The organism is Methanosarcina sediminis (assembly GCF_052056915.1).
Classification (GTDB): Archaea; Halobacteriota; Methanosarcinia; order Methanosarcinales; family Methanosarcinaceae; genus MTP4.
The window spans coordinates 656,354-676,606 of record NZ_CP195119.1 but is presented as its reverse complement, the minus strand read 5'-3'; the positions used below and the strand labels follow the sequence as shown (position 1 = coordinate 676,606).

The window sequence follows — 20,253 nt, the reverse complement described above, 5'->3', positions numbered from 1 at the left end:
TCTTCAGTACTATTATCCTCAATAAAAATGAGTTTTCAATTAACTTGGTAACATAATTTCAAACATGTGTTCTGCCTGAACTTCAAAAGATGGCTAAAAATTTTCATTCGAGACATTATTTCCCATTTTATGTACTTTATATTCCAAACTCTCTCCCACACCTCACCCCTTCCCAACCCACTGAAAATTTATATCCCACATATCCCATACTCACAGAATAATGCCCTCACTATTAACCCCGCTGGAGATGCCCTCAATAACCGGCATCAAAATGCCTCGGAACCTCTACATCGTGCTCAAGGAGCCGGCGCTTCTTGCCGGAATGCCCTACCCCGGAGTTTTCACCCCCTGGGAAAAGATTGCTGCTGCGGGCTTTTCCGGGGTTGTCTGCCTCTGCGACCCGGAGGTCTCTTATAACCCCTCTCCCCTCAAGGTGCTGTTTTCTGCGGAGATGGAAGACCTGCACTATGGGAATCCGCCGCAGGACCCTGCAACAGAGGAGTGGCTTGCCAGGCAGGCAGCGGCTCTGGTGAGAAGAAGAATTGATGCAGGAGAGGGAGTTGTCGTCCACTGCATGGGGGGCATAGGCAGGACCGGGACGGTCATTGGGTGTGTGCTCAGGGACCTTGGTTTTTCCGCGGATGAGGTGGTGGGCTACCTGGACAGGATTAACAAATCAAGAGGGTTGAGAGGGTGGCCGGAGACGGAGTGGCAGGCGGAGATGGTGCGGAAGTATTGAGGACAGCTTTTAAGAATGTGTGTTCAGAGGATTGTTCTTTTGATCTATCGGTTATTATCAGTTTCTATCAATTTGATAGATTTTGATAGATTTTGATAGATTTTGATAAAAATTCATCATCAGGATCAAATTCATTATGTTGCCTGTCAGCTCCAATGTTTCCTTTTTAGCTGCTGCTAATTTGCTCTGTTTTTTCTTCATAAAACACGTCAAGCAACTTTGCTCCTCTCTCCGTGGTCCGGTATCTCTGGTTTCTATCCTTCGGCCTGGCGGGAATCGTGTATGCAAGGTATCCCGGGTCAAGCAGGGGCTGAATTGATGTCCTGACGTTCCTGGTCTGGTTGGTGAGGCCGATATGTTCCATTATTTCTGATCTTTTCCTGGGCTGAAGGCAGAATTCCAGAATGTCCAAGGACCTTTCATCGGGCAGGTATGCGGGTCTGGCTTCGGCAGTTCTGTCGACCCGGGGCTGGCTGATGAACGCGGGGTGGACCGGGAGGGTTGTCAGGAAATAGTTGAGGTCGTCGTCGGTTTCGAAGATGGGGGGTGGAGAGCCGTTTCTTTTCATTGCCTGGCGGATTTTTGGGATGCCGGTGCTCCGGCCCTCGGTAAGGTGCAGTTCTTTCAGGAAATCCCCTATCCTGCGGTTGCGGTAGTTGCGGGCAGCTACCCTGGGCTGTTTTAGTTGCTTATTGTTTACAGGGGGGACAGGGCCGGGGAAGGAGAGGATCTCGATTCTGTCCAGGCGGACGTTTACTTCGATAGGGCTCCTTTCTTCGTAACTTTTATGATAGACGGCGTTTGCGAGGGCTTCTTCAAGAGCCCTGTAGGGATAGTTGAAGTACCTGAGGGCTTCTGCCCGGTCCGGGACTTTCCTGATCTCTTCTTTCAGGACAAGGTTTTTCAAATACTGGAGGGCGTTTTTGAGCTGGATGTTGAGGGGGCCCGTGAAGATTTTTTCCGTGAAGCGGTCCCCGATTTCGTCGTAGTACTCGACGATTTCGATTCTGGTCCCTTTGAACAGCCTATCCGGGTTTTCGTTGAAGAAGAGCAGGCCGGCGTTTACAGGTTTAAGGTATTCGGGGGGTCCCCTTGCTATCTGCATCTGAAGGCAGAGGTCTTTGAAGGAAATGGAATCTGCGGTTTTATAGAGGTCGCTTCCGACCTCTTTCAAAAAGGTTTTGATAAGGGTAAAGTTCATGTCTTCCAGGTCCGCGTTCTGGTTTATCCGGTCGTCAAAGGGTACTTTGGCAGCAAGTTTTAACAGCTGCTGATCTTCGGAGGAACTGGCACGGACCGTGGAGGAAAAGCGCCGGACGTAATATACGGATTCTGATTTCTTGCCGAGAGTTCTGGGTGCCCTGTACGGCCGTGTATCCCCCCCTGCACACCAGATTACAAGAATGTGTTTTTCCTGGAAAACCGTGGGCACAGCTACCGGAAAGTAATTTGGGGTCATCAGGTGGCAGAGTTCGAGAAGCTTTTTCTGGTATGCATCGATCTGGCCGGGATCAAGGCCTGCGGGTGGAAGGATCGGCCTTCCGTCCTTTTCCTCGATTCCGACAATGATGTAGCCCCCTCCCCAGTTGTTGATGTCGTTTGCAAAAGCACACATCGAGTGAAGAATGGACTCGGGATTCCAGGACCCTTTGAATTCCAGCCTTTCCCATTCGACTGTGAGCCCGGTGATGAGTTCGTGGACGTTAACCGGAAGCGCCAATCAGATCCCCCATTCAGATTTCATTAGCTTACCCCTTATCACAGTTATTTTGTTAGTTACTACTTAGTTCTTTCTTGGTTATTTTATTAGTTACTACTTTGTTATCTTCTTCGTTATTAGTCAGCTATTTTTTGGTTATTTTATTAGTTACTACTTAGTTATTATTACTTAAATACTTAATTACTACTTAGTTACTTACTGATACCTGATAATCTCCCTCAACACGGTCAAAATCTTTCAATGTAAACAGCAAAAACCCTCTTCCTCGAAAAAACCGCAAAATACTCTTTCCTCTCTTCACCTTACCAGTCAACAAACCTATTGTTAATTATTATTGTGTCACCAATTATTGTGTCACCAATTATTGTATTCACAATAATCTTTGACATATTGCCTGCATGGTGCTGGTTTCTTCATTTCAAAACAACTTTTTCGAGCACGTCCCTGTCAATCAAAGTAATTTTTTCAGCCGCCGCAAGCTCCCGCAGTTCCTCATCGAACCCGCTCATGCTGACAAGCAGGTAATGTTCTTTGCGTCCCTCTGAGCCCCATTTGACCTTTCCAGCTTTCTTTTTGAGATCGTTCAGGACTTTGACACCCATTTTTCTGGTTGTGTACTTTATCTCGCCAAAAAGGATTTCGTCCGTTTTCTCATTCATAGCCACAAGGTCGATTTTGTTTGATGTACTGCTGAGTAACTTACTTTACTATACACTTGTTCTCATCCTGCGGTACAAACAGTCGATTCTTTTGCGGGTGCAGGGTCTACAACTATTCTGCTTGATTCTCAGTACTATTTTTTTCTATCAATTCAATGGATTTTGATAGATTTTGATAAAAATAGTACACGTCCTAATAAAATATATCAAACCTCAATCGATTCCCTTGAAGATGAAAATAAATTCTTTCCCGGCTTTCCTCTTCTCGACATAACCAAGTTCTTCCAGATGGAAGAGGTCACTTCTGGCAGTGGCGTATGCCACAATGTACGTTGTTACTATTTCTTTAATCGTAACCGGCTTTTCGGGCTGTTTTAAAAACTGCTTGAGGATCTCCGCCTGCCTCAAGTTCAGGGTTTCGGATTCTTTTATGATTTTCAAGGCCTGGGACTGCTCCTCTTTCTTTCTTTTCAGGTATTCGAGGACGTCGTCCAGGGCTTTTTGGGTGCAGTCGAGGTTGTATTTGATGAAGTAGGTGATGTCTCCGGCGTCAGCCGGGGCTTTGTCGGATTCGCTGTAGAGGTAGGCGTTTCTGTACTTCTTTTTTGAACTGTTTATTACCCTGGATACTGCCATGTACTCGAAGAGCCAGTAATCTTTTTTGAGGAGGTACCAGTAGAAAAGAGCTCTTGCCGTCCTGCCGTTTCCGTCGTTGAAGGGATGGATGTACCCGACCAGGAAGTGGATGATTATTCCCTTTATAACAGGGTGGATGAATTCTTCATCCTCATTATTTGCAAAAGCGCAGACTTCATCAATCAGGGCCGGGACTCTTCCGTATTCTACGGGTTTGTGGAGCAGTGTTCCGTCATGGGAATAAACTGCTATCTTGTCGTTTTCCCTGAAACTGCCTTCATATTCGGTTTTTTCAAGGATCCCTTTTGTAACCATCCTGTGGATTTCTAGAATTTTCTCAGGGGTGATTGCTTCGTTTTTTAAGTCCACAATGTGTTTCATCGTGGTGTAATTGTTTGCAATCATTTTTTCGTCTTTGTTTCTGGGCTTCCTGTTTTCCTTTAGCATCCTTTTTGCAATTTCCCTGGTAGTCGCCGCCCCTTCTATCTGGCTTGAAGCTATTGCTTCTTCCATCAGGGAGCTGATTATGTATTTTTTCCTATTGTCCTGCAGGGATTCAAGATTGCTCAGAAGGTTTCCGGATGCAGTTTTGTCCAGGATATGTAATTTTTCCTGAAATTCATCTATTAACGAATATTTGAATACCCAGTTCCCGAATTTCAGGGATTTTGTCTTTAAGGCCCGGGAATTTTTCATTAAATTCCATATGATTTTCGGGTTTGTGGGAAGTTTTCTGTACTTTAGTTCCTCCCAGTGCAGATACTTCTCGTTGTACCTGGAGACAAGTTCAGTAATCCGGTCATCATGCAGGTATTTTCCAGCCTCTTCAATGGCTTCTGCTGAAAATTCTGGGACTTCTGGGAGTTTCATATTATTCCTTTCTATCAATTTGGTTGATTTTGATAGATATTGATATTTATGTCCTATATTCTTTTCTATCAATTTGATGTATTTTGATAGATTTTGATAACAATTTTATGCCTTTTTTCTATCAATTCGATATGCTTTGACGGTTTTGTATAGTTATTTTCTATCATTTCCTATCAATTTCTATCAATTTGATAGATTCTAATAGTAATTTTCCTATCAATTTGATAGTTTTTGATATATCATAATAGTAATTTTTCTATCAATTTCATGGATTTTGATATATTTTGATAAAAAATGCACCCTGAAAATCAAATTCATTATGTTTTGCTGGTTAAAAAAAGATATTTCTTAAGTAATGCTTGAAGCAATGAATGTCGCCAGAACGTTTTTCCGTTAGTATGTTTACTACTCTGTGCTCCCGCAACTCCCTATCGAACCGGTATGGAAAAAATGGCTCCTTGTTTTTTTGTGTGTGGCCCTCACAAAAACAGATTTGGTCTTGAAGTGAGACTTGTCTTACCCGTGAGATTTGTCTTACCCGTGAGAAATGGGAAAGTGCCAAAAAAAGAACAGGTCAATTTTGAATTAATTCTTAAAAAAGTTGAGTTAGATCCAATGAATAAAAAAGGAAGGGACAGCAGAATCCCGATGGATCCCATTCACTGTCCCTGTAACTTCTGACCGGCAGCCTGGAGGGCTCCTCCGAGGGCTTTTGCAAGTTCGCAGTTTTCGGAGCACTTTGAGGGGCAGGTGCAGTGCTTTGGTACGTTTTCCATCATCCACTGGCCGAGGAAGCCAAAGGCTTTGAGTTCTTCTGCACTGGCGTTCTGTACGTAGTTGTTAATGTCTTCTAACTCCATGAATTATCACCAAAGAGTGAAATGGTGTACAGATTTATATACTTGAGCGTCATAATTATGTACACATCAATTTTTTGTACAGAAATATGACCTTAAAAATTTAAAATAGAGGACATTTGTGGTAAATTTGTCTGCTTTTTGACCCTCTTCTGGACTTTTTTATTGAGTTTTTCCTCTTTTCTTCCTGACCTTTTTTCTGGTTTTTATTCCAAATTATGTAGGCATACAAAAGTAATTGATAAGAAAGACAATGAGAAGAAAGTGACAGTAAAATGGGAGTGACAACTGGAAGATAGTAGTGAAAAATTCAAGCAGAACCTTAGAATTATTTTTAAATACGGAGGTCTGGCTACGCAGACAAATTTAATCTGGAAAATGAGTGGGTAGAGAACATAAAAAGGGTGTGAATAAGCACGATGGGGTATGAAATCCTGGGTGAAATATGGGGGAAGTTGACGAAACCCAGGCGTAATATATAAATAGGAAAAATAATAGTGTTTATTATAATAAACTGGGTCAATATGGTAAAATATTGATAAGAGAACATACATAAAAATATTAGGGCTCAATACCTGAAGGATAAATGGCAGTTTATCCGCCAGGTCACACAAGCCCTGTGTAAACAAAGTAGGTACACGGTCGCCGCATGTTGTGGTGTGTAGATATTAAAAACGGCTCAAAATCAGTCACATTATAGCAGATTGGGGGTTGTGTATCTACTTAATCCGTACCAAGGCGCTGACCCGCAAGCCGTAAGGCTCCGTGGAAGACCTCTGTGTGCTCGCACTCACAGGAGTCTGAGTTGCAGAACCGGATTCCGTAGTGCTGCATCCACTGGTCAAGGTAGCCAAAGGCTTCAAGCTGTTCGTCACTGGCATTCAAAACAAAAGCAGTGATGGGGTGCGCGGAGTCCGTAGTGTCAATAAAACTCGAAATCACACATTCTTCTTCCTGGGTAGACTGTACTTCTTCGTAGACCGATGGCCGGCAAAAACGCCTCCATGCGGCGTGGTGTTCTTCTATTTCCATATATCAATGCCTCCATATATTGTACAATATATAGTTTACATATTTTAAAAATGTGCTGTATACATATAAATTTGAGCGTCATGATTATGTACAAATAGCACGCAGTACAGAAAAATGACCTTTTATAGAGAGTGTCCACAATAAATTAGAAGAAGTTTACGAAAAAGTTAAAACCTTTTCAATGCAAAATATAGCATAAAGAAGGTACCTGATATGAACTCCGAACCCCTGACAGAGAGTCCAAACCTGAGCGGAAAAAATAGCCAGTCAGTAACCGGGGAACCCATAAGTTCACTTGAAAATGTCCCTGACTATTTTTTGAAATATGATGTTGAGAGCAGTTATTTTGAAGAACTGCATTCCATAAAAGAAGAAGTTGCCTCCCTTCGAAACGAGTTCTCCCGCTTCCTGCAGCGGGCAAACCAGCAGCATATCGAAGTGATGCTGACAGAGATGAGAAAGAACTTCATGAAGCCCATGGTTGACTACATCTGTGAGGACGCAAACGAGAGGATGCACGACAACATGACCCGGGACTGCGGGATGCGGGAGTTCTGCGAAACGGCTTTCAGGGACTTCATGCAGGAAACGGCAGGGCTGATTGGCAGGGGAAAGGTCGACTCAGAGACCGTAAAGCAGTACAGGAGCAGGCTGGAGGAACTCCGGAAAGAGGCAAAAACTCCCCAGTGCAGCAAGTGCTTTTCGGAAGCAACTTCCCTCTTTGAAAAGCAGGTCAAGCTCATGCGCTCCCTCCAGATCTACGAGGACAGGGGAGAAGAAGCCGAAAAAGGCAACATAAGCGAAATGCCGCCCGAAAAGCTGGTCTCCGAAATCTGCGAGCCAATAGCAAACAAGCAGCGCCTCCTTATGCTAAAAGCCCTTTCCGGGGAAAGCAAGACCTTCTCCGAGCTTTCAAAACTGACCGGCCTCAGGGGCGGAAACCTCCTCTTCCACCTCCAGAAACTTCTCGACACCGGGATGATCCTGCAAAGGAGTGAACGCGGGGACTACATCATCACGCGGAAAGGGTATTCCACGCTGCAGGGGCTTTCACGGATCTATTCTGAAGTTGGAGAGGCTTAAAGGAAGCGGAAAAATGCCGTAAACTCTTTTTTCTCATTTTTTTCTCATTTTTTTCCATTCCTTTTTCCCACTCCTTTTTTCATTCCTTCTTTCATTCCTTTTTCCCATTCCTTATGTCTTGAATTTTCCACCGGGCTGACGGGATGAACAAAAGGAATGATTATCAGAAAGAATAGTTTTTATTCAATAAATTTCATTTTTATAATAGGTATACTGTGGACAGGCACACAACCAGATAAGCCTGAAAAATCTTGCAAGGGGGATCATTATCAGCAGAAACGGGTTTCAAAACAGCTTTTCCGGAAAGAAAAAGACCGGCAGTGAAAAAACTGATTTTTTTGAGGTATTCGGGTCATTTGATGAGCTAGGAGCCGTTTTTGAAAATATCCCTTCAGTTATTTTTTTGAGGAAGGCAGAGGCAGGGTTCCCTGTGGAATTTGTCTCCGCCAATGTTTCTCATTTCGGGTATGAAGCAGCGGATTTCAAGGACGGAAACCTCCTGTACTCCGACCTCATCCACCCCGAAGACCTGGAAGCCTTTGGCTTTGGCATAATCAGCAATTCCGAAAGAGGAATCAGGGGCTATACCCAGAAATACCGTGTTCTAACAAAGGCCGGGAAAGTGCGCTGGGTGGAGGACCGGACTCTTGTAAGGTACGGGCAGAAAGGGAGGATAAGGGATTATATCGGCTTCATCAGGGACATCACCGAAGAAAAAGAGCTTGAAGAAAAGCTGGAATATTCGGAAAAGAAGTTCAAAGCCCTTATGGAATACAGCGACGATGCAATAATAATCCATGATAGGGATGGAAAGTTCCTCGAAGCAAACGAGACAAGCTGCAAGCGCCTCGGGTACAGCAAGGAAGAGCTCCTGCAGATGACGCCCTATGACCTTGATGCGAAGTACAAAAAAAGCCTCCCGAAACAGTTCAAGCGGATCTATCGGGACGGGAAGGCTACCTTCGAAACCGTACACGTGCGAAAAGATGGAGCCGTCATTCCCATCAAATTGAGTACGCATATCATGGAATATGACGGGAAGACCATGGTCCTGACAGTGGCAAAGGATATGAGGGAACAAAAAAGGACGAAAGAAGACCTGCTCTATGCCATGAAAGTCCGTAAGGTCCTGGAAACTGTTGTAAACAACAGCCCGGTTGTTGTATTCCTCTGCCTCCCCGAACACAAATGGCCTGTGGAATTCATCTCTGAGAACATCAGCAAGTTCGGATACAGTGTTGAAGATTTTACAGGCGGGAAGCTGCTTTTTGGTGACATCATACACCCATCTGATTTTGAAAAAGTCAAAGACAGCCTGATGAGGAACTGCTCGGAAGGGAAAACCGATTTCACTCTGGAATACCGTATCCTGACCAAAGATGGGCAAGTTCGCTGGGTGGATGAACGGACTTTCATCCAGACGGATGAAAAAGGAGACACTTCCTACCTTCAGTGCGTTATCATGGACATCACCGAACGCAAGCAGGAAAGTGATTTCCTGCGGATCCAGTGCGACCTGGGAATTGCACTCATCACAACGGATGATTTTAAGGAAACATTTAAGCAGCTGCTTGAGCTGGCACTTCAGGTCAGTCCCATCGATTCGGGATGCTTATATCTGATAAACAAAGAAACAGGTGATCTCTCCATGGAAACCCAGAGGGGGCTATCTCCAAGCTTTTTGAAGTTTGCTTCTCACTATGACGGGAATTCCGTAATGGCACGGCTGGCAAGAAACGGGCAGCCCGTATACAAGCACCACTCCGAAATCTGCTCCCTGACAAACGTAAAACTCCAGCCTCACGAGACGCTGAAAGCTACCGCTTTTCTCCCGATTTTATACAAAGGGGAATTAGTGGCAGCCCTCAAGCTCATTTCCCGCACAGAAGACGAAATACCCGAAACTGCCCGAAAAGTCCTGGAAACCATCGCCACCGAAATCGGGGTTGCCATCGGGCGGGTAATGGAAAAAACCGAATTGAAAAAGACCTGCAACGACCTGGAAGCCCTTTTCAACGCCTTAAATGATTTTCTCTTCATAGTCGACGTCGACGGCTGCATAGCCCAATGCAACCAGGCAGTCTCAAAAAAGCTCGGATACTCTCCGGAAGAGCTCAAAGGAAAGAGCATAATCTCCCTTCACCCCCAGAATAAGTTGCTTGAAGCCGCAGGCAATTTTTCCCAACTCCTTGCAGGTAAAAAATCCTCCTGCACCATTCCATTTGTCAGCAAAAAAGGAATAGAGGTTCCTGCCGAAACTCGTATTAGCAGGGGAAAGTGGAAAGGAAGGGAAGTTTTCATCTCTCTTTCCCGGCCTTCGGAAGAAGCTGAAAGGGAAGAATAATCAGGATATTGTGGGCTGGAAAAACGCAGAGTATATTATTAAAAATTCTTGTTTTGAAAATACTAATATTTATATTTTACTCAGGGGGAACTATTACTATTTTTTAATTAGGAACCTTTAAAGCCTGCTTTTTTCGAAAATGCCGAAGTGGGATAAGTATCTAAATATATTTTTCACTCCCCTACTGCAAAATTCTGGCTTCAGGCCTTTAAAAAGGTTGGGAAACTGTAAGACTTGCAGGGGGATTATATTGATCCGGCATTTAATATATTAATAGGTGAGAGGGTTGGCATTGAGGACATAGAAGGTTCCTGTTCTCATCATAAAATCTTCACACCGTAAAATACACACCACAAAACCCCAAAAAGAGATTTAATGGCGCCTTGAATTCAAAAATCTACACCACCAAAACCCAAAAACATCATAAAACATGGATGTAAAGGCGCCTGGAAATTAAAAAATAAGCTTTAAAAAACGTGAAAACCCCATAATCCCGGTTCCGGACTTTCCCATTTCCGGATTCCGGGAACTTCTTATAATGACTGAGTAAAAGCAGAGTGGTTTTATGAGTTCCAGGGAAGAAATTTTCAACGAATTAGCGGACGCTGTAGTCGCTGGAAAGCAAGACCTTGCAGTAGAGCTTGCAAATCAAGCAATCGAAGAAGGCATTGATGCCTACGAAACAATCATGAAGGGCTGTGCTCACGGGATGAGTATTGTGAGTGACAAGTATGATAAAAGGGAGATGTTTGTCCCCCATATCATGATGTCGGCCCGGGCGATGAACTCGGCTGTGGAAGTCCTGCAACCCCATGTGAACGTGGAAAGCGTGGAAGACCCCGGGCACGTGGTCATGGGGGTGGCTTTCGGGGACATCCATGACATAGGGATCAACCTGGTAAACAGCCTGCTTGCAGCTGCAGGTTTTAACGTGTACCACCTGGGAAGGGACGTTGCCCCCGAACAGTTTATCGAGGCTGCAAAAGATCACAACGCTGACGTAATCGGGGTATCGGCCCTCATGACCACAAGCATGCTTGGCATGAAAGATGTTGTAAAACTGGCCAGTGAAGAGGTCCCCGGCGTAAAGGTCATGGTAGGGGGAGGGCCCGTATCCCAGAAATTCTGCGACGATATCGGAGCGGATTCCTATGCCGAAAACGCTCCTGAAGCCATTAAAGCCGTCAAAAGGCTCGTAGCCGAAAGGAGGGCATAAAATGGATGAAATGAGCCATGGAGAACGGATAAAAAAAGCAATCGACCTGAAAGAACCTGACAGGATCCCGGCTTTTAGTCCCTGCAGCTGGGGCGTAAACATGGCCGGGGACAACATCAACTGCATGGGTAAGCCTGAAAAGGACGTTTACTTCCCGAAATTCGTCCACAACCCGGACATCTATGCTGACGCCTGGGTTAAAGCTGTGGACCGTTTCGGGCTTGATTTTGTCCATGTCCTTGTGGGTTCCAACGTCGTTGCCCTGCCACTGGGCTGTAAGGAAGCCGAACCTCCCTGGGGAATCCCGCAGGTCGTCGGAGAAGCCATCGAAAAAGTAGAGGATTGGAAGGACCTGAAATTCCCGAACATGGACACCGACGGGAAAATCCCTGTCCAGCTTTCCGCAATCAGGCTGCTTGATAAAGAACTGCATGAAAGGCGCGGGGACGACATCTTTATCACGGGAACGGTTATGGCCCCCCTGAGCCTTGCCGGGTTCCTGATTGGTGTGGAACCCCTGATGTTTGCAATGATCGAAAAGCCCGATGAAACAAAAGAACTTGTTGAATTCTGTGCAGATGTTGGCATAGAATGCGCAAAAGCCCAGATCGACGCCGGAGCAGACCACATTTTCACCCCTGACCCGACAGCCTCCGGGGACCTTATCCCTGCAGACTTCTACGAACAGCTGGAACTCCCCGCAGCAAAAAGGCAGTCGGAAGCAATCCGCAAATACAAGGATAAATACGCCCACCACTACCACATCTGTGGAAACACCGCTGATCGCCTGGAAATCCTGGCCGGCGTTGGCATGAGCGTGCTTAGCCTGGACAACCAGGTAAGCCTCAAAGATGCAAAGGAAAGAATAGGAGACAAAGTCTGCCTCTGCGGAAACGTAAACCCGGCTGACACCCTTTTCATGGGAACCCCCGAAAAAGTCGAAGCCGAAAGCAAACAGTGCATCGCAGACGCAGCTCCCGGAGGCGGTTTCATTCTCTGGTCAGGCTGCGATTTCCCGCTGGACTGCCCGCTTGAAAACGTCGAACGTTTCTACGAAATGCCCAAAAAACACGGAAAATACCCGCTCCAGGGCTGAAGCTAGAGGGCTGAAAACGCAAGGAAGAAGCTGTGGGGATGAGGCTGCAGAGATGAATAGGAAACTTAAAGAATGCCATGATCTGTTATGAAGTTCTTCATGACCCTATTTTTTTATTTTTTATTCCCTGATTTCCCTTGTTTCTCTTCATTTTCCCCAATTTTCCGGCATCTTTTGAATCATATCCCCTAATTGCCTTACCCTCCAACTTTTTTCGCAGAAATGCATTTAACCTCCAATTCCGTATTTTTCATAAGGGGGAGTGCTAGCACCGTCAGCAAAGACGAAGTTATCGAAGTTCTCAAAACCGTCTACGGACTCGAGATTCCAATCAACATAGTCGATCTCGGGCTTGTCTACGGCGTGGACGTGGAAGGAGACAGGGTGCATATCAGGATGACACTCGCAAAAGTGGGCTGTTCCAGGTGCACGTTCATCCCGGAGGAAGTCCGGAAAAAGGTCGAGGCAATCGAAGGGGTGCAGCAGGCGAAGGTCGAACTTGTCTGGGACCCACCCTGGACGCCTGAAAGGATCTCGGACAGGGTACCTGAAGATGTAAAAAAGCAGATCATGTAAAAAAACAGATCATGAAACAGATATAATCTAAGCAATAAGTATTCAATAAATACTGCACCCAGTCAACATTTTTTTAGCAGAAATGTATTTAACTTTCAACTGTATATTTTTATAAAAGGGGGAGTGTCTATCGTCAGCAAAGACGAAGTTATCGAAGTGCTCAAAACCGTTTACGACCCTGAGATCCCGATCAATATCGTTGACCTCGGGCTTGTCTATGGGGTTGAGGTAAAAGGCGATCATGTCCATATTGAAATGACCCTGACCATGCCAGGCTGCCCTATGGGGGAAGTTATAGCCGAGAACGTAAAACGAAAAGTCGAGGCAATAGAAGGCATAAAGGAAGTCGAAGTCGAAATGGTCTGGGACCCGCCCTGGACGCCTGCCAGGATATCGGAAGATGCGATGGGAAAGATCATGAAATGATCATGAGATAATCCGAAATGATCACGAAATTATCTGCATGAAACAGAAAAGGAATGAAATGTTATTAACAGTCACGAATGGGGTCTTAAATTAGGGTATGAAATAGAATTGTGTATGAAATAGATTCGGTTATGAAATAGAATAGGGTATGAAATTAAGGGGGTAAAGATATGGGAGACCAGGGTCTTACAGACCTGCCGATGAAAATCAAACTGCCTGAACAGGGAGCTGCAGGCAGGAGCTCGTTTGAAGAAATTCTTGCAAAGCGGAGATCTATTCGCTCATACTCGGAAAAGGCACTTTCCGAATCGGACGTGGCCCGCTTCCTCTGGGCTGCCCAGGGGATCAGTTCGAAAGAGGGGTTCAGGACAGCCCCGTCAGCCGGGGCCCTTTACCCGCTGGAAGTGCACCTTGTTGCCGGAAACGTGGCGGGGATCGAGCCGGGAGTGTACCGGTACATCTCGGAAGAGCATTCTCTTATCGAGGACGTTTCGGGAGACCTAAGAGCAAAGCTGGCCGCAGCTGCCCTTTCCCAGCCCACGATCAGGAACGCTCCTGCAAGCCTGGTGATTTCCGCAGTGTACCCGCGCATCACCAGCAAATACATGAAAAGAGGAATCCGCTACGCGGTCATGGAAGCCGGGCACGTAGCCGAAAATATCTACCTGCTGGCAACGGAACTCGGGATCGGGACCTGTGCCATCGGGGCATTTGAGGACGAGGAAGTAAGAAAAGCGCTCAAGCTTCCGGCAAACGAAGATCCGCTTTATATAATGCCGCTGGGCTACATCTGAGAAGTAAAACAAAGCGGAAAACAGGGTACTGAGAAGCCGCAAAACCGGATAAAAGCAAAAAAGAGTCAGGCAGGAAGCACTTACTCTTCAGGTGTCGGGGGACCTGACAGATCAAAGTATATCCCTGACCTGACTGCCGGTTCATCTTCTTTCCAGGCCAGCAGGAGATATTCGGCTTCTGTGCTGAGTTTATCGGGCCTTCCTTCTTCTCCCAGAGCCACTTCAAACTTCCATTTCCCGTTTCTTATGACAGTGGTGGTATTTTTGGGCCACCAGCTTTCAGGCTCACCATCGGCGAAAAGCTGGCTCCTGAGCACCGTAGCTTCAGGCAGGGTGCTTGTGCCCTCAAGCAGGATTCCGTTACTGACACTTACTTGCTGGACATCGATTTCCTGTGAGAAGAGGGAAGGATATTCGTCTTCAAGAAGTTTGGTATATGTTTTCTCCACGATTTTCCCGTCCTCGATTATGAGTTCGACGGAAAAGCCGGTTACGGATTTGGGCAGCTTATCAGTCCTGACATCATAAAGGTAGGTCAGGGTATAGCGGCCTTCCAGCGCAGGGTCGGCTTCAAAGCCTGTTTGCCTGAGAAAACGGCCTTCGAATTCGGCATAACTGTAATCATTTCTGAAACTTTCCTCGACGATTGCTTCGGGCTCGGTTTCACTGTAGGCCTGTGTACCGGAACCTTCAGAGACTTCAGATACATCAGAATCCTCTGAGACATCAGTTTCGGAAGGGCTAGCCTCACTGATGTTTTCCTCAACTACTGCCCCTGATCCAGCGTCGGTGTGCTCCCCCTCCTCAGGAGATTCCGTACAGCCGGAAAGGCAGAGAGCAAGCAAAATAAGAAGCACTAATAAAACTCTTTTCATTAGAACCACGTCCATTTAACAGATTATAGAGGGCACGATCCATGAAAAACTTTTAGATATTTTTAAATCGAACTGAGTTTTTATAGTTAAGGCTCTGTTTTGTTTTCAGATCTTCTTTCTAAAAATCAACCGCCCTCGAAAATCAATTTTTGTCCTTCACCAGCCTGCCTTCGGAATACCTGTAAACCAGGGAAGTTGCCGTTGCAAGCGCTACTGACGGAATATCCTCGTCGGAAATATCCTCGATATGTTTTATAAGTGCCCGCAAACTGTTCTGGTGGGCGCAGATTATGACGTTCTTCCCTTCTTTTACGGCAGGCAGGATTTCCTTTTCGAAAAAGGGAACGGCGCGAGTGGAGATGTCTTTGAGGCTTTCTCCTCCCGGAGGCCCGGTTTCAAAACTCCTGCACCAGATGAAAATCTGTCCGTCCCCGTATTTTTCCTTCATTTTCTTCTTTTTCTTTCCCTGCAAAAGCCCGTAATAGCGTTCGTTCAGGGCTTCGTTTGAATAAATAGGGATCACTTCGTCCCCGAGGTTTTCAGGCCAGGAGTACCACTCCCGGTGTGAAGCGGCTTTACCTTCTGCTCCTGCTTCTGCTCCCGGTTCATGCACCATGAACCCGGGCTTTTTCTGCTTCGAGAGGATCAGGAGAAGGGTCTCCCGGGCCCGGACCAGCCTTGAGGTAAACGCAAGGTCAAAGTCGATACCCTCGAGGTCCGAAGCGCAGCGCAAAGCATCTTCTATTCCCTTTTCAGTAAGCGGGGTATCCAGCCAGCCTGCAAACCTTTTTTCAAGGTTCAACCTGGCTTCCCCATGACGGACAAGCACCAGATAAGTCATTTAAGCCACCGTTTCAAAAAATCATCTCAAAATCATCTCAAAATCATCTCAAAATCATCTCAAAATCATCTCAAAATCATCTTATAAATCATCTTATAAATCATCTTATAAATCATCTTAAAATAGTATTTAAAATTTGCATTCAGGCTCATTTTTTCGATTCGGGCCTGAACTCAAGTTTCGTGTCAAAAAGCAGGTGCCAGAGGTCTCCTTTCTTTGCCATCCGTTCAGCATCGATTACAGCCCCCGGGCCTTTTATCTCAAATACGACGGCTTTTTTTCCGAATTTTGAACTTCCCAGCCTGCTCTCCAGCCGGCTGTAGTCCAGGGCATCGGCAATCCGCAGGAGGGCAGCTACTTTCAGGGTGATGTCCTGTATTTCTTCAGGCATTTCTGCAAAAGAGGTTTTCCGGAGCTTTTCCAGCTTTTTTTCTCCGGCTTTTTTCCTGTGCAAAAACGCGGCCCAGGCAACCACCGGTCGGAGCTGTTCCGGGAGTTCTGCTGGAGGGTACCTAAACAGGATGTCCCTTCCTGCCTTATGGTGCTGATCCAGGTCTGTCGAAATCCCCGTATCATGGACAAGGGCCGCGATTTCCATGAGCTGCCGGTACTTCAGGTCCAGCCCGTGGATAGGGGCAAGCAGGTCGAAAAGTTCCAGCGCATTCCGGGCCACGTTATCGGCATGGCTGCGTTCGATCCCGTACTTAGAGTAGAGGGACTCCAGGGACAGGGGTTCGGGAACGAAATTTTTTCTTACAGGATTGTTATTTCTCAACCTGGGATTCTTATGTTTCCACTCAGGATCGTCTATCGGGCACATATGGAATTCCTTTTATATAAATTCCCAATCTTTCCATTATCAGCAAGCTTATAATTACATACTTTAATGCCCGTTTTTATATAATCGAAAGTAACTAATTTACTGATTTTAAAAACAATGGTCTTTTGGCAATTAACTTGTGTCCCACAAATATAAAAAGTTTATTTTGAAAAAAGAAAAATTATTCCCTTAAAAGAAAAATAAAGGATGGAAATCATTTACTTTAACCTTTTGAGCCTGAAAAAATTCATAAACTCTCCGGAAAAATAAACTCTCCAGAAACAAAGAAAAAAACCCAGCCTTAAGCCCCAACTCCAAAACCAGACATAAAAACCCTGCCCTAATACCTGCCCCAAAACCCGGAATAAGAGCCTCTGTATTCCTTAACCGTTATATATCATGCCCCGACTTTTAATAAACAATGATCAAGCTCAGCTTCAAGCAGGGTACTCTCCTCATCGAGGGAAACGTCCGGGTGCCCAACGCAACCTGGGACGAGCGCAGCAAAAGCTTCAGGGCTCCCGCCATGCAGTACCGGGACATTTTAAATTACCTGGAAAACTCCGGGATCGGGTTTGAAGACGACGTCCTGGATCTCCTTCCCTGCCCGGACCTCCGGGTAGCCTACGAGGCTTCGGGGAAAAAGCTGGAACTCCGGGACTATCAGGCCGAAGCCCTCGTCTCCTGGGGGGAGAACGAAAAACGGGGTGTGCTTGTGCTTCCCACGGGGAGTGGAAAGACCCTTGTCGGAATCCGGGCAATCGCCGGCTGCAACACCCCTGCCCTGGTACTCGTCCCTACCCTTGACCTGCTTGAGCAGTGGAAAAAACAGCTTGAAGAAGCCTTTTCAATGGAAATAGGAAAACTAGGGGGAGGGGATAAGAAACTCCTCCCGATAACCGTGTCCACCTACGATTCCGCCTACATCCACGCCGAGTCCCTGGGAAACAGGTTCGGGCTCCTGGTCTTCGATGAAGTGCACCACCTTCCGGCTACAGGCTACCGGAGCATTGCCGAATTTTCCGCAGCCCCGTACAGGCTCGGACTTACCGCCACCTACGAGCGGGAAGACGGGCTGCATACCGAACTGAACCGGCTGGTCGGGGGGAAAGCCTACGAAAAGAAAGTATCGGAACTTGCAGGCGGACACCTTGCCCCTTACCGGATCGAAAAAGTAAACGTAGCACTCACGGACGAAGAGCGGGAAGCCTACGAAGAACACTATTCCGTATTCCTGAACTACCTCAAGAAAACCGGCATCATAATGAAAAGCCCGCAAGACTTCCAGAAACTGGTCATGAAAAGCGGGCGAGACCCCGGAGCCCGAAAAGCCCTTCTGGCAAGAAACGCAGCCAGGGACCTTGCCTTCAACAGCGCCTCGAAACTCGAAAAGCTAGCAGAAATCCTGGGAGAGCACAGGGAAGACCGGGTCTTCATTTTCACCGAACACAACCGCCTTGTCCACCGGATTTCCCAAAAATTCCTGATCCCCGCAATCACCTACCGGACCCCCGTAAAAGAACGTAACTCCATCCTCGATAAGTTCAAAAACGGGGCCTACCGGGCAGTTGTAACCTCCAGGGTGCTTGACGAGGGAATCGACGTCCCGGAAGCAAGCGTCGGGATCATCATGAGCGGGACCGGTAGCAAGCGGGCCTATGTCCAGCGCCTGGGCCGCATCCTCAGGAAAAAGGAAGGAAAAGAAGCCGTGCTCTACGAAATCATAGCCTCTGAAACCTCAGAGACCGGGACCGCCCGCAGGAGAAAAGGTGCCCTGGACAACGCAGGCAGCCGAGCAGGGAACCAGCCCAAGGGCCAATCAAAAAGGCAGGCAAAGCCAAGGGTAGGTGAATAACCTGCTAACATCCGACCTCCTGGTAACCCGCATCTCCTACGGGAAAATCAAGCCCACATACGCTTCCTTTGATAGCGAAAACTTTGAACTTGCAAAACTCCTGATCGAGACCTTCGAGCAGCATGTGGGAAAACCCTACGGGGACCTCCTATCCGAACTGGAAGGCCTCGAAGAGATGAACTACCGCTTCATCCGGGGCCTTGCCCAGCTCCTCGGGAGGAGGACCGTTATCGAAACCGATGCAGCCGTAGACCCCACTTTCGCCAGGGAAGCCGTTTTCGAAGCCTGCGGAGGAATGGCTCTTTCAACCTTGGAAAGGGAAGCCGCCCTGGAAAAGGCAGCCGAAAAATTCAAGGTATCCGTCCCCGAACTTGAAGAAGCCCTCTGGGCTGACCTTGAAGAAAACCAGGTCCTGAAAAGCTTTGAGCCCATCTCCCCTGCCGAGCTCCTGCGAAAATACAATATCTCCCTGACCCAGACCCTGCTTTTCAAAGCCGTGGACATGGACATCCGGATCACGGGGGATTATCAGAAAATCCTCTGGAGAATCCTCAAGACCGGGCTCATGTACACCCTTGAAGATGAAGGGGAAACAGAAGAGCAAAAAGAAGGCGTTCACCTGCACCTGGACGGGCCTGCCTCCCTTTTCAAAATGTCGGAACGCTACGGTAACTCTTTTGCCAGGCTTTTCCCGGTCCTTCTTCGATCCGGAAACTGGGAGCTGAAAGCCGGAATCCTGCACAAAGGATACCAGGGAAAACGCCTCCTGGAATTTGCCCTTGACAGTTCAGAAAAAGCGTTCAAACCGCCGCTACCCAAAGGGCCCGAATATCCCGAAACCAAAACCGGACCTGAATCCGAATACGAATCCTCAGCCTCAGAGACCCGGATTGGAGAAGCAAGAGCAGGGTACGAAACCCGTACCGTGATTGGCATGCCCAAAAAAGGTATGGAAACCCCGGAAAAAGAAAGCATCATCTATGACAGCGCCGTGGAAAAGATATTCGGCGGCCTGAAACTCGGAAGTTGGGAGATCAGGCGGGAGCCAACCGTCCTGAAAGCCGGCAAATATGCCTTTGTCCCGGATTTTGCCCTGGAACGGGACGGGACGGTCGTGTACCTGGAAATCGTGGGCTTCTGGACTTCGGAGTACCTGAAAAAGAAGATAGGGAAATTGAAAGAAGTCCGGGAACCGGTCATCCTGCTGATCAACCGGAAACTGAAGTGTTCGGAAAAGGACTTCCCTGCCCAGGATGTTATTTTCTATGAGAAAAAAATCCCTGTCAACGAAGTCATGCAGATCCTCAGACGGTACGAGGCTGAGAAACGTGCGGAGGATCGGGCAAAGGTGCAGGATTCAGAGATTCCGCTGACCGGGGAGATAATCAGCCTTGAAGCTATTTCAAAAGAAAAGGGGATCGGGACCGATGCCCTGAAGGACGTTCTTTCGAAAAGGCTTGAAGGATCGGAGGAATCGAAGGGGTCAGAAGAACCGAAAGAATCGGAAATATCAGAAGAATCTGAAAAATCGGAAGAATATGTGCTGCTCGAAAACTACGTGCTGCACCGGAACCTCCTTGAAAAAGTTGACAGGGAACTTGAAAAACTTGAAAATTCGGGCACATACGCCGATGCTGTAAAGGTCTTTGAGGGATTCGGGCTTGACAGGAGCCTCTACTACCCTGTGCTTGAAGAGCTTGGGTATAAGGTTAGCTGGGTTGGGCTCAGTGAGGACGATGCAAAGGTCAGGAAGGAAAAAACCTGAAGATAGAGCAAAAAGAAAGTTATGGCTGGTTCGAAATCATTAATTCTGC

The 20,253-nt window shown here is 46.9% G+C and carries 18 protein-coding genes; 10 read left to right on the top strand and 8 right to left on the bottom strand.

Going from position 1 to position 20,253, the window contains the following annotated elements; all coding sequences use genetic code 11:
• Positions 1 to 220 precede the first annotated feature (220 nt).
• A complete protein-coding gene (locus ACSAZK_RS02855; protein ID WP_440955911.1) occupies positions 221 to 739 on the top strand; it encodes a protein-tyrosine phosphatase family protein in 519 nt (172 codons plus the stop codon).
• A 166-nt stretch (positions 740 to 905) separates the two neighbouring features.
• Here ACSAZK_RS02855 and ACSAZK_RS02850 read toward each other — a convergent pair whose 3' ends face one another.
• From ACSAZK_RS02850 to ACSAZK_RS02830, 5 genes are all read right to left on the bottom strand, one after another.
• Positions 906 to 2,459: an ATP-binding protein gene (locus ACSAZK_RS02850; RefSeq protein ID WP_440955910.1), complete on the bottom strand. Its 1,554-nt coding sequence runs from the start codon at positions 2,457 to 2,459 to the stop codon at positions 906 to 908.
• Positions 2,460 to 2,872: 413 nt separating this feature from the next.
• Positions 2,873 to 3,133 (bottom strand): restriction endonuclease, encoded by a 261-nt coding sequence (locus tag ACSAZK_RS02845; protein ID WP_440957089.1) that lies wholly within the window; start codon positions 3,131 to 3,133, stop codon positions 2,873 to 2,875.
• A 198-nt stretch (positions 3,134 to 3,331) separates the two neighbouring features.
• A complete protein-coding gene (locus tag ACSAZK_RS02840; RefSeq protein ID WP_440955909.1) occupies positions 3,332 to 4,624 on the bottom strand; it encodes a Fic family protein in 1,293 nt (430 codons plus the stop codon).
• 659 nt (positions 4,625 to 5,283) lie between these two features.
• On the bottom strand, positions 5,284 to 5,484 hold the full coding sequence (locus ACSAZK_RS02835) for a hypothetical protein (protein WP_440955908.1): 201 nt from the start codon (positions 5,482 to 5,484) through the stop codon (positions 5,284 to 5,286).
• Positions 5,485 to 6,204: 720 nt separating this feature from the next.
• Positions 6,205 to 6,513: a hypothetical protein gene (locus ACSAZK_RS02830; protein ID WP_440955907.1), complete on the bottom strand. Its 309-nt coding sequence runs from the start codon at positions 6,511 to 6,513 to the stop codon at positions 6,205 to 6,207.
• Between the two features lie 213 nt (positions 6,514 to 6,726).
• Between ACSAZK_RS02830 and ACSAZK_RS02825 the strand changes: the two genes are divergently transcribed.
• The 7 genes from ACSAZK_RS02825 to ACSAZK_RS02795 all read left to right on the top strand — a co-directional run bounded on the left by ACSAZK_RS02825 (position 6,727) and on the right by ACSAZK_RS02795 (position 14,048).
• Positions 6,727 to 7,596, top strand: coding sequence for a winged helix-turn-helix domain-containing protein (locus ACSAZK_RS02825; protein WP_440955906.1), 870 nt, complete (start codon positions 6,727 to 6,729; stop codon positions 7,594 to 7,596).
• A gap of 235 nt (positions 7,597 to 7,831) precedes the next feature.
• Positions 7,832 to 9,940 carry a PAS domain S-box protein gene (locus tag ACSAZK_RS02820; RefSeq protein ID WP_440957088.1) on the top strand — a complete coding sequence of 703 codons (2,109 nt, stop codon included), beginning with the start codon at positions 7,832 to 7,834 and terminating at the stop codon, positions 9,938 to 9,940.
• Positions 9,941 to 10,505: 565 nt separating this feature from the next.
• Positions 10,506 to 11,156 carry a corrinoid protein gene (locus tag ACSAZK_RS02815; protein ID WP_440955905.1) on the top strand — a complete coding sequence of 217 codons (651 nt, stop codon included), beginning with the start codon at positions 10,506 to 10,508 and terminating at the stop codon, positions 11,154 to 11,156.
• Position 11,157: 1 nt separating this feature from the next.
• Positions 11,158 to 12,252 carry a uroporphyrinogen decarboxylase family protein gene (locus tag ACSAZK_RS02810; RefSeq protein WP_440955904.1) on the top strand — a complete coding sequence of 365 codons (1,095 nt, stop codon included), beginning with the start codon at positions 11,158 to 11,160 and terminating at the stop codon, positions 12,250 to 12,252.
• Positions 12,253 to 12,474: 222 nt separating this feature from the next.
• Positions 12,475 to 12,828, top strand: a complete 354-nt coding sequence (locus tag ACSAZK_RS02805) for a metal-sulfur cluster assembly factor (protein WP_440955903.1) — start codon at positions 12,475 to 12,477, stop codon at positions 12,826 to 12,828.
• Positions 12,829 to 12,951: 123 nt separating this feature from the next.
• The gene (locus ACSAZK_RS02800) at positions 12,952 to 13,254 is read left to right on the top strand and encodes a metal-sulfur cluster assembly factor (RefSeq protein WP_440955902.1); all 303 of its coding nucleotides are present in this window, start codon (positions 12,952 to 12,954) and stop codon (positions 13,252 to 13,254) included.
• Between the two features lie 170 nt (positions 13,255 to 13,424).
• Entirely contained in the window at positions 13,425 to 14,048 is a 624-nt protein-coding gene (locus tag ACSAZK_RS02795; RefSeq protein WP_440955901.1) for a SagB/ThcOx family dehydrogenase, read from the top strand.
• A gap of 80 nt (positions 14,049 to 14,128) precedes the next feature.
• Here the strand turns inward: ACSAZK_RS02795 and ACSAZK_RS02790 are convergent, their stop codons facing one another.
• From ACSAZK_RS02790 to ACSAZK_RS02780, 3 genes are all read right to left on the bottom strand, one after another.
• A complete protein-coding gene (locus ACSAZK_RS02790; protein ID WP_440955900.1) occupies positions 14,129 to 14,905 on the bottom strand; it encodes a hypothetical protein in 777 nt (258 codons plus the stop codon).
• Between the two features lie 160 nt (positions 14,906 to 15,065).
• Positions 15,066 to 15,764 (bottom strand): histidine phosphatase family protein, encoded by a 699-nt coding sequence (locus ACSAZK_RS02785; protein WP_440955899.1) that lies wholly within the window; start codon positions 15,762 to 15,764, stop codon positions 15,066 to 15,068.
• 148 nt (positions 15,765 to 15,912) lie between these two features.
• The gene (locus tag ACSAZK_RS02780; RefSeq protein WP_440955898.1) at positions 15,913 to 16,584 is read right to left on the bottom strand and encodes an HD domain-containing protein; all 672 of its coding nucleotides are present in this window, start codon (positions 16,582 to 16,584) and stop codon (positions 15,913 to 15,915) included.
• Between the two features lie 421 nt (positions 16,585 to 17,005).
• Here ACSAZK_RS02780 and ACSAZK_RS02775 point away from each other — a divergent pair, with 421 nt between their 5' ends.
• Both ACSAZK_RS02775 and ACSAZK_RS02770 read left to right on the top strand, forming a co-directional pair.
• A complete protein-coding gene (locus ACSAZK_RS02775; protein WP_440955897.1) occupies positions 17,006 to 18,439 on the top strand; it encodes a DEAD/DEAH box helicase in 1,434 nt (477 codons plus the stop codon).
• Positions 18,432 to 20,204: a DUF790 family protein gene (locus ACSAZK_RS02770; RefSeq protein WP_440955896.1), complete on the top strand. Its 1,773-nt coding sequence runs from the start codon at positions 18,432 to 18,434 to the stop codon at positions 20,202 to 20,204. The genes ACSAZK_RS02775 and ACSAZK_RS02770 overlap by 8 nt, the downstream gene beginning before the upstream one ends.
• Positions 20,205 to 20,253 lie beyond the last annotated feature (49 nt).